This is a genomic window from Stenotrophomonas sp. G4, assembly GCF_003428825.1.
Taxonomy (GTDB): Bacteria; Pseudomonadota; Gammaproteobacteria; order Xanthomonadales; family Xanthomonadaceae; genus Stenotrophomonas; species Stenotrophomonas indicatrix.
The window spans coordinates 307,768-322,207 of the sequence record NZ_CP031741.1 but is presented as its reverse complement, the minus strand read 5'-3'; the positions used below and the strand labels follow the sequence as shown (position 1 = coordinate 322,207).

14 protein-coding genes and 1 riboswitch are annotated in these 14,440 nt (G+C 67.3%); of the genes, 5 read left to right on the top strand and 9 right to left on the bottom strand.

Annotated elements, in window-relative coordinates; translation table 11 throughout:
- Positions 1–3: 3 nt before the first annotated feature.
- Positions 4–1,509 (bottom strand): CoA-acylating methylmalonate-semialdehyde dehydrogenase, encoded by a 1,506-nt coding sequence (locus tag D0Y85_RS01400; RefSeq protein ID WP_117309286.1) that lies wholly within the window; start codon positions 1,507–1,509, stop codon positions 4–6.
- 87 nt (positions 1,510–1,596) lie between these two features.
- Here D0Y85_RS01400 and D0Y85_RS01395 point away from each other — a divergent pair, with 87 nt between their 5' ends.
- Positions 1,597–2,991: a short-chain fatty acyl-CoA regulator family protein gene (locus D0Y85_RS01395; RefSeq protein ID WP_177177078.1), complete on the top strand. Its 1,395-nt coding sequence runs from the start codon at positions 1,597–1,599 to the stop codon at positions 2,989–2,991.
- A 455-nt stretch (positions 2,992–3,446) separates the two neighbouring features.
- Here the strand turns inward: D0Y85_RS01395 and D0Y85_RS01390 are convergent, their stop codons facing one another.
- Both D0Y85_RS01390 and D0Y85_RS01385 read right to left on the bottom strand, forming a co-directional pair.
- A complete protein-coding gene (locus tag D0Y85_RS01390) occupies positions 3,447–3,884 on the bottom strand; it encodes a hypothetical protein (RefSeq protein WP_117309285.1) in 438 nt (145 codons plus the stop codon).
- Positions 3,885–3,928: 44 nt separating this feature from the next.
- Positions 3,929–5,806 carry a patatin-like phospholipase family protein gene (locus D0Y85_RS01385; protein ID WP_117309284.1) on the bottom strand — a complete coding sequence of 626 codons (1,878 nt, stop codon included), beginning with the start codon at positions 5,804–5,806 and terminating at the stop codon, positions 3,929–3,931.
- Positions 5,807–5,933: 127 nt separating this feature from the next.
- Positions 5,934–6,151, top strand: a riboswitch (cobalamin riboswitch).
- A gap of 141 nt (positions 6,152–6,292) precedes the next feature.
- Here D0Y85_RS01385 and D0Y85_RS01380 point away from each other — a divergent pair.
- A complete protein-coding gene (locus tag D0Y85_RS01380; RefSeq protein ID WP_117309283.1) occupies positions 6,293–6,964 on the top strand; it encodes an epoxyqueuosine reductase QueH in 672 nt (223 codons plus the stop codon).
- 57 nt (positions 6,965–7,021) lie between these two features.
- Complete coding sequence (gene pncA, locus D0Y85_RS01375) at positions 7,022–7,648, top strand: bifunctional nicotinamidase/pyrazinamidase (RefSeq protein WP_117309282.1); 627 nt, start codon at positions 7,022–7,024, stop codon at positions 7,646–7,648.
- Positions 7,649–7,735: 87 nt separating this feature from the next.
- Here pncA and purU read toward each other — a convergent pair whose 3' ends face one another.
- Genes purU through D0Y85_RS01360 form a run of 3 tightly spaced genes read right to left on the bottom strand, consistent with a single transcriptional unit; the run spans position 7,736 to position 10,044 of the window.
- The gene (gene purU / locus D0Y85_RS01370; protein WP_117311824.1) at positions 7,736–8,587 is read right to left on the bottom strand and encodes a formyltetrahydrofolate deformylase; all 852 of its coding nucleotides are present in this window, start codon (positions 8,585–8,587) and stop codon (positions 7,736–7,738) included.
- A 56-nt stretch (positions 8,588–8,643) separates the two neighbouring features.
- Positions 8,644–9,516, bottom strand: coding sequence for a hypothetical protein (locus D0Y85_RS01365; RefSeq protein ID WP_117309281.1), 873 nt, complete (start codon positions 9,514–9,516; stop codon positions 8,644–8,646).
- A 6-nt stretch (positions 9,517–9,522) separates the two neighbouring features.
- On the bottom strand, positions 9,523–10,044 hold the full coding sequence (locus D0Y85_RS01360; protein WP_117309280.1) for a hypothetical protein: 522 nt from the start codon (positions 10,042–10,044) through the stop codon (positions 9,523–9,525).
- A gap of 194 nt (positions 10,045–10,238) precedes the next feature.
- Here D0Y85_RS01360 and D0Y85_RS01355 point away from each other — a divergent pair, with 194 nt between their 5' ends.
- Complete coding sequence (locus D0Y85_RS01355; RefSeq protein WP_117309279.1) at positions 10,239–11,150, top strand: LysR family transcriptional regulator; 912 nt, start codon at positions 10,239–10,241, stop codon at positions 11,148–11,150.
- A gap of 3 nt (positions 11,151–11,153) precedes the next feature.
- Here the strand turns inward: D0Y85_RS01355 and D0Y85_RS01350 are convergent, their stop codons facing one another.
- The 3 genes from D0Y85_RS01350 to D0Y85_RS01340 form a co-directional block, all read right to left on the bottom strand.
- Positions 11,154–12,257 carry an NADH:flavin oxidoreductase/NADH oxidase gene (locus D0Y85_RS01350; RefSeq protein ID WP_105163262.1) on the bottom strand — a complete coding sequence of 368 codons (1,104 nt, stop codon included), beginning with the start codon at positions 12,255–12,257 and terminating at the stop codon, positions 11,154–11,156.
- Positions 12,258–12,423: 166 nt separating this feature from the next.
- Positions 12,424–13,230 carry an NAD-dependent protein deacetylase gene (locus D0Y85_RS01345; RefSeq protein WP_117309278.1) on the bottom strand — a complete coding sequence of 269 codons (807 nt, stop codon included), beginning with the start codon at positions 13,228–13,230 and terminating at the stop codon, positions 12,424–12,426.
- 43 nt (positions 13,231–13,273) lie between these two features.
- Complete coding sequence (locus D0Y85_RS01340; RefSeq protein ID WP_117309277.1) at positions 13,274–13,684, bottom strand: acyl-CoA thioesterase; 411 nt, start codon at positions 13,682–13,684, stop codon at positions 13,274–13,276.
- Positions 13,685–13,775: 91 nt separating this feature from the next.
- Here D0Y85_RS01340 and D0Y85_RS01335 point away from each other — a divergent pair, with 91 nt between their 5' ends.
- Positions 13,776–14,411, top strand: coding sequence for a LysE family translocator (locus D0Y85_RS01335; RefSeq protein WP_117309276.1), 636 nt, complete (start codon positions 13,776–13,778; stop codon positions 14,409–14,411).
- The last annotated feature ends 29 nt before the right edge of the window (positions 14,412–14,440 follow it).

Sequence of the window (14,440 nt, the reverse complement as noted above, 5' to 3'; positions counted from 1 at the left end):
CGGTTACTTCAGGCTGATCGTGGTGTTGACGCCGTGGCTCAGCGTCTCGTCATCGAACCAGCGCGCGGTGACGGTCTTGGTCTGCGTGTAGAACAGCACCACCTGCTTGCCGTACGGACCCAGATCGCCCAGCTTGGAGGCGCGCGAACCGGTGAACGAGAACAGCGGCACCGGCACCGGAATCGGCACGTTGATGCCGACCTGGCCGACGTCGATGTCTTCCTGGAAGCGGCGTGCTGCGGCGCCGGACTGGGTGAACAGCGCGGTGCCGTTGCCGTTCGGGTTGCTGTTGACCAAGGCGATGGCCTCATCCAGCGTTTCCGCTTCGAGGATGACCAGCACCGGCCCGAAGATTTCTTCCTGGTAGATGCGCATGTCGGTGGTGACACCGGCAAAGATGGTCGGGCCGACGAAGTTGCCCTTCTCGAAGCCATCGACCTGCGGCTTGCGGCCATCGAGCACCAGCTTGGCGCCCTGCTCCACGCCCGACGCGATCAGGCCTTCGACACGCTCACGCGCGCTGCAGGAAATGACCGGGCCGACGTCGGTGCCGGCGACCGTGCCACCGCTGACCTTCAGGGTCTTGGCCTTTTCGACCAGGTCCTGCACCCAATCGCGTGCTTCGCCGACCAGCACCAGGGTAGAGGCGGCCATGCAGCGCTGGCCCGCCGCACCGAAGGCCGCGCCGACCATCGCATTGAGGGTCTGCTCCTTGTTGGCGTCCGGCAGCACCACGGCGTGGTTCTTGGCGCCCATCATGCACTGCACGCGCTTGCCGGCCAGCGAGGCGCGGTTGTACACGTGGGTACCGACGCGGGTGGAACCGACGAACGACACCGCCTTGATGTCCGGGTGGTCGCAGATGGCGTTGACCACTTCCTCGCCACCGTGCACGACGTTCAGCACGCCCTTGGGAATGCCCGCTTCCAGCGCCAGTTCGACCAGGCGCATGGTGACCATCGGGTCCTGCTCGGACGGCTTGAGGATGAAGGTGTTGCCGGTGGCAATGGCCATCGGGAACATCCACAGCGGAATCATCGCCGGGAAGTTGAACGGGGTGATGCCTGCGCACACGCCCAGCGGCTGCATGATCGAGTAGGTGTCCACGCCGTTGGCCACGTTGTTGGCCAGTTCGCCCAGCTGCAGGTTGCCGATGGCGGCCGCGTGCTCGACCACTTCCAGGCCGCGGAACACATCGCCTTCGGCGTCCGGCAGGGTCTTGCCCTGTTCGGCGGTGAGGATGTGCGCCAGCTCGCTCATGTTTTCGCGGATCAGCTGCTGATACTTCAGGAAGATGCGCGCGCGGGTACCGATCGGGGTCTTGCGCCAGGTCTTGAAGGCTTCCTTGGCGGCAGCCACGGCGGCATCGACTTCACCCGTGGTGGCGAACGGCACCTGGGCCAGCACGTCCTGGGTGGCCGGGTTGATCACGTCCTGCCAGTGGGAGGTGGCCGATTCAACGAACTGGCCATCGATCAGCATGCGGATACGGGGCGCTGCAACAGTCATGACGACAATCCACGGGGTGCGAAAGATACTTGGCATTATTCACAGGCCACGCCTCGATTTCCGGCCTGAATCCGCTTAATCTGGCCAATGCCCGCCACGATTCCTGTTAATCCTGTGAATTATTCAGCCCCCCAGCGCCAGCTCGGCCTGCGTCTGCTGCGCCTGCGCGAGCAGCGCGGCTACAGCCAGGCCGACCTTGCCCGCGCCCTGGGGCTGTCGGCCAGCTACCTGAACCAGATCGAGCGCAACAAGCGCCCGCTGACGCCTGCGGTGCAGAAGAAGCTGGGCGAGGTGTTGGGCGATGTTTCCACCCTGTTCGACGACGATGAGCCCGCCGCGCTACAGGAGTCGCTGGGCGAGACCCTGCGCGATCTGGGCCTGGCTGACGTCAGCGCCACCGAACTGCGCGCGCTGGCCGGCAACCTGCCGCAGGTCAGCCGCGCGCTGCTGGACCTGCATCGCCGCCACCTGGCATTGCGCGAGCATGCCGCCGCGCTGGAGTTCCAGTTGGGCGAGCCGGGCGCGGGCAGCACGTTGCCGGCCGGCGACCAGGTGCGCGAGTTCTTCAACCGCATGCACAACCACATCCCCGAGCTGGACGAACTGGCCGAGCAGTTGTTCGCCGAATGGGGGCTGGCGCCGGGACACGTGGCGCCACGGCTGCGCCAGCTGCTGGCCGACCGTCACGGGGTGCTGGTGGAAGTGGCTGCGCTGCAGGCCGGGCGCGAGAAGCGCCAGTACGATGCCGGCAGCCGTACGCTGTGGCTGCCCGACTACCTGGAGCCGGGCCAGCAGGCGTTCCAGATGGCGGTCGAGCTGGCGCTGCGCGGCTACCTGCCGCAGATCGATGCGGTGATCGCGCGCACCGGCTTCACCGACGAGGCCCGCATCGCACAGGCGCGTATCGGCCTGTCCAACTATTTCGCCGGTGCGCTGGTGATGCCGTACATGCGTTTCCTGCGCGCGGCCGAGGCCAGCGGTTATGACATCGAGCTGCTGGCGCATCAGTTCGGTGTGGGATTCGAGGCGGTCTGCCATCGGTTGAGTACGCTGGCACGCCGCAGTGCGCCGGGGCTGCCGTTCTTCTTCATCCGCGTGGACCGCGCCGGCAACGTGTCCAAACGCCACTCGGCCACCGATTTCCACTTCTCGCAGGTGGGCGGTTCCTGCCCTTTGTGGATCGTCTACGAGGCCTTCAACCAGCCCGGACGCATCCTTACCCAGACCGCGCGCATGCCCGATGGTCGCCGCCATTTCTGGCTGGCACGACAGGTCAGCAGCGGCCCGGTCGGCCACGGCCAGCCACGCAAGACCTTCGCGGTGGCACTGGGGTGTGACCTGCAGCATGCCGATCGGCTGGTGTATTCGCTGGGGTTGGACGTGCAGAGCCCGGGCAATTCGGTGTCGATCGGGCCGGGCTGCCGGGTGTGCCCGCGCGAGGACTGCATGCAGCGCGCGTTTACCCAGTTGCCGGGGCGGTAGGGGGCGGTCCGGCAGGGCTGCGCCCTGCACCTGCTTCAATCCAAGGCAACAGCAAAAGCAACAGCGGGCATTCCGTGGGATGGCGGGGTGGGTCCGATTGCGGGGGACGCTGCAAGTCCCCCGCCGGGGCCCAGCCCAGCCGCTGGCGGCTGGGCGTTCGGGCGCTTGCGAAGCAGTGCTTCGCAAGCAAAGCGCCCTCACCCATGTAAGCTCGGTCGCCGCATCCATGCGGCTCACGCCCCCGCAACCGAACCCACCCCGCCTTCGACAGGTTCCCGCGACTGTTGGAACCTGCTGCTGATGGTGGGTGCCGACCGGTTGGTCGGCACCGGGGTCAGAGCCCGTTGCGACGCAACGGGCTCTGACCCCATCTGGATATCCGCTCTGGTAGGTGCCAACCTTGGTTGGCACGCTCTGGCCGTGCGCGAAATGCATCCACGCGTGGCGTGGCTCTACTAGTCCCAGAACACGGTCAGCACGCGATGGCCTTCCGAGGGCATGGGTGCGTCGATGTGTTTGCCGTACGGCCAGCCTTCGCCGACGCCGTCGCATTCCAGACCCCGCAGCCAGCCTTCCACGGTTGCGGCGTCGGCGCGGGTCAGCACGTGCACGTTCTCTGCGGCAGGCCATTCACTGTCGTCTTCCAATGCACTGCCCCAGTCCTGGTGCAGGCCCACGTAGACACCTTCCACTTCGGGCTTTTCGGCAATCACGGCCAGTCGTGCATACAGCTCGGCAATCGGCGGGCGGCCGTACCCCCACTGGTTCGGTGCGATGCATTCTTCGAAATCATTGCCTTCGAAATACGCGGCCAGCGGCACCACCGGCAGGTGCTCCGGATCACGGGCGTCGAGTCGTTCAAGCAGGTCCAGCAGTTGCTGACGGGCGGACATGGGGCGTTCCTTGCAGTGGGGGGCAGCGATTGTATCCACCACGGTCAGTAGATCGGCGTGACCTTCATCTGCGGCAGCGGGCGTGGTGCGCCATCGGTCAGGTCCGGGCCGAGGTCTTCCCAGCTGCGCCCCTGCTCCACCATCTGCGCCCACAGCTGCTGCGACCCACGACGCTTGTCTTCCGAACCCAGCTTGTACGACGGCGGCGGCGGCGTGCCGGTGGCCACCATCGCATAGGCCGCGCGATAGGCCAGCACCTGCTGCGCCGGATCATCGGTGCGCGCTATTTCCAGCGTGTAGCGCTGGTAAGCCGAGGCCAGGTTGCGCCAACGGATCCAGTAATGGTTCTCGAACGAGAACGAACAGAAGCGCGCACCGGCCAGGCTGCCCTTGTCGGCGATGCGGGTCAGCACCTCCTGTGGCATGTCCAGGTTCATGCCACCCTCGTCGCCCTGCAGGCTCACATGCACGATGCGGTCGCGATACCCCGGCGCACGCGCCTGCAGCAGGTCGCGCCAGTTCTGCATGGTGGCCACCACCGCGAACAGGAAACGGCCCAGCTCACCGGCCGCCAGCGGCGTGGCGATGGACTGGTAATGCCGCTGCCATCCATGCCGGTTCTCGGTGGGCAGGAACACCGAGCGTTCCAGCGCCTGGCGGCTGTCGCCCTCGCGCTCCACCGGTTCGGGGCGTTGCGGATAGACCAGGTTGATGGCAAAGGTCGGCCAGCGCGGCATCGCCGCGTCGAACAGGTGGATGGGGAAATTGCTGCTGATGCCGCCATCGGAAAACCAGCAGATGCGGAAGGCGGTGATGACGGGGCCGCAGGACTGGCCGGCACTTGTCAGCCCTTCCATGCTGTCGGCCACGTTCTGCCCGCCCTCATCTGCAGCCGTCGACGTCGGCTCGCAGCGACGTTCGCGACGCGAGGGCTCATGCAGCGGCACCGCGCTGATCAGCAGCGGGAAGCTGAGGCTCATGCGCGTGGCCACCAGTACCGGCAGCGACGCACCCTGCGGCAGATGGTAGTAGTTGCGGCCTTCAACCTCGCGCGGTGGGCCGGCACGGTCGACCATCCACTGCACCACACTGGCCGGGAACAGCTGCTCGAACTCCTCGCGCAGGAACCAGAACTGCGCCCCACCCAACGGCAGCGTGCGCGGTTCGTTATGCGATACGCAGGTGGTGATCATCTGCAGGGTGATCGCATGCGGGCTGTCCGGTTCGCCTGCATAGCGCGGCGCGTCGTGCAGGTCGGCGAAGGTCAGCGGTGCATCCATCGGCTTGCCCGACAGCTGTTGCAGGCTTTCATGCAGCCACTCGGTCAGCGCCGGCCTGCCTGCATTCCGGCTAAGCCCGCTGCACAGGCCCAGCAGGTTGCGCCGCGCCACCCGGGCCACGCGCAGCGCAGCGGCGGCCACGCCCGCGCCGTAGGCGCACAGCAGCGACGGCAGCAGGGTCGCGGCCACGCCGCTCCAGCCACCGCCCCACCAGCCCAGGCCGAGCAGCAGTGCCAGCGACACCAGCACTTCCAGCGGCGCGATCTGGAACACCGCGATGGCCAGGCACAGCAGCTTGCGTGGCCAGCCGGCGTTGCCGGTCAGCACCACCAGCAGCCGATACGCAGCGCGCGCGCCGGCGGCGGGCTGGAACAGTCTGTAGATGAAACCGCGCCGCGACAGCTGCGCCGACACCGCCGACAGGCCGCCATAGCCGGCGTCGCCAGGCAGCTGTTCGCCCCGTTGCTGGCGCCTGTCACCGTATGCCGCAGCGGCCGCCACGGCAGCGGCGATCGCGCCGGCCGAGGTGCCACCGATGCTCTTGAAGCGGTATTCGCGGGCCAGTGCGAGCACCGCGTTGGGATACACGATACCGCTGGTGATGCCGCCTTTCATGACCAGATCGCAGTACTTCGCCGCCACGAGCCACCTCCCGTCTGTCGGTGCCCAGTATGGCAAGAGGCACTCTCACAGCCTGAGAAACGCGACACAGCCCTGCGTTTTCATCGGCCCTTGACCATTGCCGCCAACGCGTCCACCGTGGGCACGCCGAAGGTATCCCTGCCGTGGCTTCGATGGCGGCAGGGATTTGAACGGGAATCCGGTGAAGGCGCCTCACGCGCCCATTCCGGAGCTGCCCCGCAGCGGTGAATGGAAACGAATCCTGCCAACAGCACTGGGCTCGCGCCTGGGAAGCGGCAGGTAGTAGGTGGGCCAGCCGGCCCGTGTCCATCAGCCCGAATACCGGCCCCGGCCGGGGGACACGACCGTCCCCCTGACTCGACCTGGAATCTCCGCGGGGAGGTTGCCGGGGCCGTCGTCGTCCTGCGCGTGCAGGCGATGTGGCCGCGCGCGTCCTGTTCACGGTTTCCGTCCAGACCTGCTGCCCACGCCCAGATGCACCCGACGATGACCGAGCTCCAACGCCCCACCCTGACCCTTCCCGACAACGGCCAGCGCCTGTTGCTGCACTCGTGCTGTGCGCCATGCTCGGGCGAAGTGATGGAGGCGATCACCGCCTCCGGGATCGACTACGCGATCTTCTTCTACAACCCCAACATCCATCCGGTGAAGGAATACGAGCTGCGCAAGCAGGAGAACATCCGCTTCGCCGAACAGCACGGCATCCCCTTCATCGACTGCGACTACGACACCGACAACTGGTTCAGCCGTGCGCGTGGCATGGAGAACGAACCCGAGCGTGGCATCCGCTGCACCATGTGCTTCGACATGCGCTTCGAGCGCACCGCGCTGTACGCGCACGAGCACGGCTACGACACCATCAGCTCCTCGCTGGGCATCTCGCGCTGGAAGAACATGGCGCAGATCAACGACTGTGGTATTCGCGCCGCCTCGCGCTACGAAGGCCTGCAGTACTGGGACTACAACTGGCGCAAGGGCGGTGGTGCCAGCCGCATGATCGAGATCAGCAAGCGCGAGCAGTTCTACCAGCAGGAGTACTGTGGCTGCGTCTACTCGCTGCGCGATGCCAACCGCCATCGTCGCGAGAACGGCCGCGAGCGCATCAGGATCGGCCTGCTGTATTACGGGCAGGACAACGACACCGCCAGCGGCGATTGACGTGCGCGCGAGGGGCGGCCACGCTGGCCGCCCATCTTCCGTTGTGCTGGACCTGCCATGACCGCCCTGCCCGCTGATGTCGCCCTGCTGGTGATCGACCTGCAGCCGGACTTCATGCCCGGTGGCGCCCTCGCCTGCGAACAGGGCGATGCGCTGGTGCCACCGATCAACGCGCTGCTGGCCGAGCGCCGCTACCGCACCGTGGTGGCCACCCAGGACTGGCACCCGGCCAACCACGCCTCGTTTGCCAGCCAGCACCCGGGCCACCTGCCTTTTGAAGCCATCCTGCTGCATGCACAGCCACAGACCCTGTGGCCGGACCACTGCGTGCAGGGCAGCACCGGCGCCGCCCTGCACCCCGGCGTGGACTGGACCGTGGCCGACCTGATCCTGCGCAAGGGCAGCCGCCAACAGGTGGATTCCTACAGTGCCTTCCGCGAGAACCACGGCCCGGACGGCACGCGCCCGGCCACCGGACTGGCCGGCTGGCTGCACGAACGCGGCATTCGTGAGGTGCACGTGTGCGGGCTGGCCCGCGACTACTGCGTGCTGTGGAGCGCGCAGGACGCGGTGAAGTCGGGTTTCCGGGTGAAATTCCTGTGGGAGCTGACCCGCCCGGTGACCGAGGCCAATGACGGCATGGTGCGCGAAGCCCTGGCGAAGGCGAGGATCGCGATCCTCTGACCCGCTTCCGCCGGGCATGGCCCGGCGCTACCCGTCGTCCGATCCTGGTAGCGCCGGGCCATGCCCGGCGAGCGGGCGACGCGGCCGTTACCTGAACACTACCGTGCGGTGCCCGTTGAGCAGGATGCGGTGCTCCACATGCCGGCGCACCGCCCGCGCCAGCACCTGCGACTCGGTATCGCTGCCCAGCCGCACCAGCTCGCGCGGGGTCATCGCGTGGTCTACGCGGGCCACGTCCTGTTCGATGATGGGGCCTTCGTCCAGGTCTTCGGTGACGTAGTGCGCGGTGGCGCCGATGATCTTGACCCCGCGCGCGTGCGCCTGATGGTACGGCTGCGCGCCCTTGAAGCTGGGCAGGAAGCTGTGGTGGATGTTGATCGCCCTGCCCGCCAGCGCACGGCACAGCGTGGGCGAGAGAATCTGCATGTAGCGCGCCAGCACCACCAGGTCGATGCGCTCGCGCTCGACCAGATCGATGATCTGCTCTTCCTGTGCCGCGCGCGTGTCGGCGTTCACCGGCAGGTGGTGGAACGGCACCTGGTAGGACGCTGCCAGGGCTGCGAAGTCGGCATGGTTGGACGCCACCGCAGCGATATCCACCTTCAACTGGCCGCTGTGCGCACGGAACAGCAGGTCGTTCAGGCAGTGGCCCTGCTTGCTGACCAGCACCAGCAGGCGCGGCCGGCGGCGGCCATCATGCAGCTGCCAGTCCATGCCGAAGTCCGCGGCCAGTGCGGCCATCGCGGCGTGCACGGTGTCCAGCGGCAGGCCCGCATCGCGGTCGAAGTGCACGCGCAGGAAGAAGCGACCGCTCTCCTCGTCGCCGAACTGCTGGGCGTCGAGGATGTTGCAGCCGTGGTCGAACAACAGGCCCGACACGCGGTAGACGATGCCGGTACGGTCGGGACAGGAGAGAGTGAGGATGGAATCGGGGCGCATCGCCGGAGTGTAGGCCAGCCCACTCCCGTGGTGCACGATGCTGTCAAATGCAACCATCAGTCAGAGGCAAGGCGCAGAGCGCGCATGATTGGAGCAACTTCCTCCCCCGCACCTCGCCAACCGGTTCCAGTTTCAATGACCCGACCCTCGCGAACAAGGTGAAAGACCGGAGTCTGCTGACGGTCGAAAGCCGCCCACCTCTTGTCCATGTACATCACGCTCATCGGCAGCTCAGGATGAAGTCCATTCCATTCGGCGATGCTATCGCCGGCCCAGTGCGGGCCATTGGGCACTACCAACACCAGCTTGGCGCGGAGCCCCTGATAGGCAGGTTGGGCGACAATGTTCTGCAGGGCTCTTCGTGAGTGGCCACAACGCGGATGAACGATGGCAACAACCTGGTCTCCGCTCAGCCGTATCGAATCACGAACGAGGGAACCGTCAGCCTGGACAGCGTACACGGGCAGGCCGGGCGGGAAGCGGCCCGGAAAAACCCGCGGAAACGCCGGGACATTGCTGAGCCACTGGCGACGCAACCGTTCTGCTTGGGCAAAATCGCCCCTTGCCACATGTAGTCCTATCAGCCTGCGATGATGCTCAGCGCCGGCGGTGCCGCGCTCGACCAACAGGCCGTACTGTGCCAACGCACGGCGCAGTGGTTCGGCATCCGGTACGTAGTTGGCGAACAGCGCTGCAGCCTTGAACTGGTCCTCGATGACGCGGTCCTTGTTTCTGCAGCCGACCGCACGTGATGCCCTTCGACCCGCAACGTAGATGTGCGACAGCGCCTCGATGCGATCACGTGCAGATGCATCCAGCGTTGTCGCCTCCGCCTTCAACAGCTGTGTGTAGGTATCGTCCTTACATATGGATACAGGGCTGATACTGGACGCAGCTCCTAGAACAAGCATCCATTCGAGGAGCAGCATGCGCGCTCAACAACCCGACATGCAGACGAACTCTGTGGACTCTCTGCACGTGGCACGGGCGACACATCGATATCCCATGTGATCCTCCACGAGCTCACCGGATTGGACATACGAGCGGTGGATATCGAGATCAACCTCATTCTCGACACGCAACCCTGGCATCAGCCGGAGTGTGCGTTCGGCACCGAACAGCGACAGCAGCCGGTGGGCTTGACTGTAGCTCAGCTCGCTGGCGATGGCGTCCGTCGAGTAGCCAACCAAGCCGTTCTCGTTGAATGACAGCGAGGTCAGGAACTGCTCCAGCCCGTCCACGGACAGGAGCGTCAGCGGCGAATCCACGGGGATGGCGGCGAGGTAGCTGTCCAGGCGCGCTGCGCTGGATATCTGCGCGTTCTTCTGCGCGACGAGCACCTGCTCGCGTACTGATTCCCGCACACCATAGCCCGTCTGGGCGGCAGCGGCAGCGGCAGCGGCAGCAGAGTAGGCAAGCACCAGTGCAAACAAAGAGACGCGCGTGCAGTTCTGCATGATGAACTCCTGTATGCGGCGAACGTGCCGTGGTCAGCGTAGTGCGGGACGTTGCGGCAGGATTGTGCGTCCGGTCTCGCAACGCCTGCATTGCAACAATTCCTATGCCACCGGCCGCCGGGGTTCGCGGGCAAAGCGGTGCTTGGGACAGACCCAAGCGATACTTGGCCTTCCGCATGGCAAGCTGGTCGGTCATGAACCTGTTGCAGCTCATCCGCAGCTTCACCCGCACCGCAGAGACCGGCAGCATTGCCGCTGCGGCGCGCACTCTTGGCATCAGCGCCACCGCCGTGGGCCAGAACATCAACCGGCTGGAAGCCCACCTGGGCGTGCGCCTGCTGAACCGCAGCACGCGCCAGCTGGCGCTGAGCGAGGCCGGCACGGTGTACCTGGCGCAGGTGCGGCATATCGAAGCCGACCTGGCGCGCGCGCAGGCGATGGTGACCGCCGGCGACGTGGAACCGGCCGGGCCCCTGCGCATCGCCAGCAGCAGCGCGTTCGGCCGGCACGTGCTGGCACCGCTGCTGCCCTCGTTGCAGCAGCGGTACCCGCAGCTGCAGCTGGAGCTGCGCCTGACCGATCGTGCCGTGCAGCACGGTGCCGAGGCGGTGGATGCCAGCATCCGCATCGGCGCGCAGCTGGAGGACGGGCTGGTGGCACGTCCGCTGGCACGCATCCCGTTCGTGTTCTGCGCCTCGCCGGCGTACCTGATGGCACACGGCATGCCGCTGCAACCGGCGCAGCTGGCCGCCCATCGCGGCCTGCTGCATCGCTTTCCGACCGATGGCCGGCCGCTGCGCTGGGGCCTGCTGAAGAACGGCGAGCGGGTGGATGCCGCGCTGCCGCCGAGCATGGTCTGCGATGACATCGATGCGCTGGCCGAGCTGGCCGCCGCCGGTGCCGGCATCACCCGGCTGGCGGCGTTCGTGGCCGAGCCCTACCTGCGCGATGGTCGCCTGCAATGCGTGTTCGGTTGCGACACCGACTGGCAGCCGGAACCGATGGACGTCTACTTCTGCGTGAGCGACCGCCGCGATTTCACCGCCAAGATCCGCGCGCTGTTCGAGCACCTGCAGGCCGGCCTGCCGCCGGCCTGGCAGGTGTAGTGCTCAGCGCGGGCTGAACACGCCGCGTGCGTCGCGCGGTTCGCAGCGCAGGTACTGCGGTGCCGGCACCACGCTGTCGCCCAGTGCAGCAGCGGCATGCCACGGCCAGCGCGGGTCGTACAGGATGCCGCGGGCCAGCGCGATGGCATCGGCCTGGTTGTGGCGCAGGATCGATTCGGCCTGCTCCGGCTCGGTGATCATGCCCACCGCGATCACCGGCATGCGCACCTTCTTGGCCTTGATCGCCGCCGCGAACGGCACCTGGTAGCCCGGGCCGACACTGATCTTCTGGCGCTCGTGCAGGCCACCGCTGGACACATGCAGGAAATTGCAGCCGCGCGCGTCCAGCACCTGTGCCAGCGCCTCGCTCTGCACGATGTCCCAACCCCCCTCGACCCAGTCGCTGGCGGAGATGCGCACGCCTACGGCGACCTTGTCCGACACTGCGGCACGCACCGCGTCGAACACTTCCACCAACATCCGCAGGCGGTTCGGCAGCGAGCCACCGTAGCCATCGGTGCGGCGGTTGCTCAGCGGCGACAGGAACTGATGCAGCAGATAACCGTGCGCGGCGTGGATCTCGATCAGCTCGAAGCCCAAGCGCTCGGCGCGCACCGCACTGGCGGCGAAAGCGGCAACGACTTCGGCGATACCGGCCTCGTCCAGTTCCTGCGGTGCCGGATCGGCGGCATGGAACGGCAGCGGTGAGGGGGCCACGGTCGCCCAGCCCCGGGCATCATCGGCCGGCAGCTGGCCACCGCCGTCCCAGGGACGATTCACCGACGCCTTGCGGCCCGCATGGCCCAGCTGCACGCCCAGCGGCATCGGCGACCAGCGGCGCACGCTGGCCAGCACCTGCGCCAGGGCCGCTTCGGTGCCGTCATCCCACAGGCCCAGATCGGCCCAGCTGATGCGGCCGCGCGCTTCGACTGCGGTGGCCTCCAGGATCAGCAGGCCCGCGCCGGACTGCGCCAGGTTGCCCAGATGCATGGCATGCCAGTCGCTGGCGCGGCCGTCTTCGGCGGAGTACTGGCACATCGGCGCGACGACGATGCGGTTGGACAGGGTCAGGGGGCCGAAGGAGATCGGCGAAAACAGCTGGCTCACGGCAGTGGGGGTGTACCAAAGGGGGTGCGTATTGCACCGCTGTGCGGCCGATAGATCAACCGTGTGGGTGGATCGCTGTTTCGTGGGGGCGCGTTGTGGGTAGCGCCGGGCCACGCCCGGCGAGCGCACAGCGCGGCAGCCCGTTTCCGCCGGGCATGGCCCGGCGCTACCCGATGACGAACCCGGCCAGCGCCTCGGCGCAGTCGCGCTCGTCCTTGAACTGCAGCAGGTCGTCGGCACGGGTGCGGCCACGGTTCAGCGCGGCCACCGGCAGACCCGCCTTGGCCGCGGCCTGCACGAAGCGGAAGCCGGAATAGACCATCAGCGAGGAACCCACCACCAGTACTGCATCCGCCTGCTGCAGGTGCTCATGCACCGCAGCCACGCGTTCACGCGGCACGTTTTCGCCGAAGAACACTACGTCCGGCTTCAGCAGGCCACCGCAGTGCGGGCAGTCGGGCACCGCAAATGCGGAGAAGTCGGTTTCCAGATCGGCGTCACCGTCGGGCGCGATACCGGCCTGCAGCAGTTCCCAGCCGGGGTTGGCCTGCAGCAGCCGCTGCTGGAACGCCTCACGCTCGCTGCGGCGTTCGCAGCCCATGCAGCGCACCAGGTCCAGGCGGCCATGCAGGTCGATCACGTTCTGGCTGCCCGCGCGCTGGTGCAGGCCATCCACGTTCTGGGTCAGCAGCACCTGCAGCTTGCCGCTGTCCTCCAGTGCGGCCAGCGCCTGGTGGGTGCCGTTGGGCCGGGCCTGGCCGAAGCGCGGCCAGCCCAGCAGGCTGCGCGCCCAGTAGCGCTGGCGGGTGGCGGCCTCGCCCATGAAGGCCTGGTAGGTCACCGGCGGCGTGCGCTTCCACTGGCCATCGGCATCGCGGTAATCGGGGATGCCCGAGGCGGTGCTGCAGCCGGCGCCGGTCAGCACGAACAGGCGCTGGGCGCGGTCGATGAATTCGGTGAGCGGCGGGGTCATGGCAGCCAGATGGGGGCGCGTGGGCGCCCCCGCAAGCATCGGCTCAGGCCGCCGGCGCGCCGGGCAGCTGCGGCACGGTCACCGGGTGGCCATCGTCGCCCAGAGCGATCATCACGAAGTGGCCACGGGTGCACAGCTTGCGCTCGCCGCTGTGCAGGTCCTCGGCGATCAGCTCCACCTCGACCTTCATCGAGCTGCGGCCGACCTCGACGATGCGGCCGACCGTTTCCACCATCTGGCCGATGCGGATCGGCAGCTTGAAATCGACCTGGTCGCTGCGCGCGGTCACCACGGTGCGGCGCGAATAGCGGGCGGCGGCGAGGAAGGCGGCCTTGTCCATCCATGCCAGTGCCTGGCCACCGAACAGGGTGCCCATGTGGTTGGTGTGGTTGGGAAAGACGATTTCGGCCATGCGCACTTCGGTCGGCGGCACGGTCTCGGGGATGGGGGTCATGGGGCGGTTCGGGTGTGGGGTGAGACGGATTTTAAGGCAGGTGGTGTGCAGGCGGCGCTACACTTCGGCACCCCCACTGCGTGAACCCACCATGCCCGCCACGTCCGACCTGCTGGCCTTCGCCCTTGTCTCACTGGCCATGGTGCTGACGCCCGGGCCGAACATGATCTACGTGATCTCGCGCTCGATCTGCCAGGGCCGCATGGCCGGGCTGATCTCGCTGGGCGGGGTGGCGCTGGGCTTCGTGTTCTACATGCTGTGCGCGGCGCTGGGCATCACCGCGCTGCTGATGACCGTGCCGTTTGCCTACGACGCGCTGCGCATCGGCGGCGCGCTGTACCTGCTGTACCTGGCGTGGCAGGCGCTGAAGCCCAGCGGCCGCTCGCCGTTCGCGGTGCGTGACCTGCCGGTGGACCGCCCACGCAAGCTGTTCGCGATGGGTTTCCTGACCAACGTGCTGAACCCCAAGGTCGCGGTGATGTACCTGTCCCTGCTGCCGCAGTTCCTGCACCCGGACAGCGAGGGCAGCGTGCTGATGCAGTCGCTGGTGCTGGGCTCCACCCAGCTGCTGGTCAGCGTGAGCGTGAACGCGGTGATCGCGATAATGGCCGGCAGCATCGCCGGCTTCCTGGCGGCCCGCCCCACCTGGCAGGCGGTGCAACGGTGGTTCATGGGCACGGTGCTGGCAGGCCTGGCCGTGCGCATGGCGGTGGACGGACGGCGGTAGCGCCGAGCCATGCCCGCGGAATGCGCGCG